At 53.8% G+C, this 2,500-nt stretch carries 1 tRNA gene and 2 rRNA genes (1 of these 3 cut by a window edge); all 3 read left to right on the top strand.

Going from position 1 to position 2,500, the window contains the following annotated elements:
• A 23S ribosomal RNA gene (locus RSK20926_RS21860) occupies positions 1-1,926 on the top strand (it extends 909 nt beyond the left edge of the window).
• 200 nt (positions 1,927-2,126) lie between these two features.
• Positions 2,127-2,241: ribosomal RNA gene (rrf, locus tag RSK20926_RS21855) — 5S ribosomal RNA — on the top strand.
• Positions 2,242-2,402: 161 nt separating this feature from the next.
• A tRNA-Met gene (locus RSK20926_RS21850) sits at positions 2,403-2,479 on the top strand.
• Positions 2,480-2,500 lie beyond the last annotated feature (21 nt).

Below are 2,500 nucleotides of genomic sequence, written 5' to 3'. Positions count from 1 at the left end.
CCACAGGCTTACTGATCCTAACCAAACTCCGAATACCCGGGAGTACTAGATGGCAGACACACTGCGGATGCTAACGTCCGTAGTGGAGAGGGAAACAACCCTGACCTCCGGCTAAGGCCCCTAATTCATGGCTAAGTGGGAAAGCAGGTGAGACGTCCAAAACAACCAGGAGGTTGGCTTAGAAGCAGCCATCCTTTAAAGATAGCGTAACAGCTCACTGGTCTAATTAAGATGTCTTGCGGCGAAGATGTAACGGGGCTCAAGCCATGAGCCGAAGCCGAGGATGCACATAGTGCATGGTAGCAGAGCGTAGTGTGACATAGTTCCATGCGTCTTTAACCTTCCTCTGGAAGGTCTTGGACGCAAGGAGCTTTCGATGAAGCGGGCGCGTGAGCGATCCCGTGGAGAGATCACTAGCGAGAATGATGACATGAGTAGCGACAAAGAGTGTGAGAGACACTCTCGCCGAAAGTCCAAGGGTTCCTGCTTAAAGCTAATCTGAGCAGGGTAAGCCGACCCCTAAGGCGAGGCCGAAAGGCGTAGTCGATGGGAACCAGGTTAATATTCCTGGGCCAGGAGGAATGTGACGGATCTCGAAGGTAGTTCATCCTTATTGGATTGAATGGGCTGCTGAGAGGTTCCTGGAAATAGCACCTCCATAAGATCGTACCCTAAACCGACACAGGTGGACTGGTAGAGAATACCAAGGCGCTTGAGAGAACGATGTTGAAGGAACTCGGCAAAATACCTCCGTAAGTTCGCGAGAAGGAGGCCCGGGTCCTACGCAAGTGGAATCCGGGGGCACAAACCAGGGGGTGGCGACTGTTTATTAAAAACACAGGGCTCTGCGAAGTCGCAAGACGACGTATAGGGTCTGACGCCTGCCCGGTGCCTGAAGGTTAAAAGGAGGGGTGAGAGCTCCGAATTGAAGCCCAGGTAAACGGCGGCCGTAACTATAACGGTCCTAAGGTAGCGAAATTCCTTGTCGGGTAAGTTCCGACCTGCACGAATGGCGTAACGACTTCCCCGCTGTCTCCAACATCGACTCAGCGAAATTGAATTGCCTGTCAAGATGCAGGCTTCCCGCGGTTAGACGGAAAGACCCCGTGCACCTTTACTACAGCTTCGCACTGGCATCAGGATTGTGATGTGCAGGATAGGTGGTAGGCATCGAAGCAGGGACGCAAGTCCCTGTGGAGCCTCCCTTGAGATACCACCCTTCGCACTCTTGATGTCTAACCGCGGTCCGTTATCCGGATCCGGGACCCTGCGTGGCGGGTAGTTTGACTGGGGCGGTCGCCTCCTAAAGCGTAACGGAGGCGCGCGAAGGTTGGCTCAGAGCGGTCGGAAATCGCTCGTTGAGTGCAATGGCAGAAGCCAGCCTGACTGCGAGACTGACAAGTCGAGCAGAGACGAAAGTCGGCCATAGTGATCCGGTGGTCCCGAGTGGAAGGGCCATCGCTCAACGGATAAAAGGTACGCCGGGGATAACAGGCTGATACTGCCCAAGAGTCCATATCGACGGCAGTGTTTGGCACCTCGATGTCGGCTCATCTCATCCTGGGGCTGGAGCAGGTCCCAAGGGTACGGCTGTTCGCCGTTTAAAGAGGTACGTGAGCTGGGTTTAGAACGTCGTGAGACAGTTCGGTCCCTATCTGCCGTGGGTGTAGGATACTTGAGAGGAGTTGCCCCTAGTACGAGAGGACCGGGGTGAACGATCCACTGGTGGACCAGTTGTCGTGCCAACGGCAGTGCTGGGTAGCTATGATCGGACAGGATAACCGCTGAAGGCATCTAAGCGGGAAGCCCCCCTCAAAACAAGGTATCCCTGAGGGCCGTGGAAGACCACCACGTCAATAGGCCGGAGATGTAAGCATGGTAACATGCTCAGTTGACCGGTACTAATCGCCCGATTGGCTTGATCTGATCCAGTAAAAGACAGCCAAACAGAAAGCACCAAGCAAGACTTGGACAACACTTGATTGTATTCCTGCGCTCTTGGAAGTGTCACGAAACACCATCGTGACATAACTCGGGTGCGGCTTCTCGCGCAGTTGCCACGCAACTACGCTGCCAGCCGCCAACCGAGAAAATCCAAGAACCGCAGGTTCTTGGATTTTACTCGGTTTGGTGGTCATAGCGAGAGCAAAACACCCGGTCCCATCCCGAACCCGGAAGTTAAGTGCCTTTGCGCCGATGGTACTTGGGCTTAAGCCCTGGGAGAGTAGGTCACCGCCAAACCTAGTAAAATCCAACAATCCTCTCTAAACGATCAATCAAAAATACCTCGCCTGACAAATCTATACGTTAAGTGAGGAAAAACGGGCCCAAAAAGCGATACGCTCAGAAGCCCGTAACCCTGTCCTCAAGCAGCCGAATAGGCGGTAGGACTAACACAGCGTCGCGGGATGGAGCAGCCAGGTAGCTCGTCAGGCTCATAACCTGAAGGTCGTAGGTTCAAATCCTACTCCCGCAACCAAAACACAACAGAAATAGCAGA

Source organism: Roseobacter sp. SK209-2-6, from assembly GCF_000169455.1.
GTDB lineage: Bacteria > Pseudomonadota > Alphaproteobacteria > Rhodobacterales > Rhodobacteraceae > Pseudophaeobacter.
Note: the sequence above shows the minus strand (reverse complement) of the source record. Positions and strands in the feature narration are given on the sequence as shown.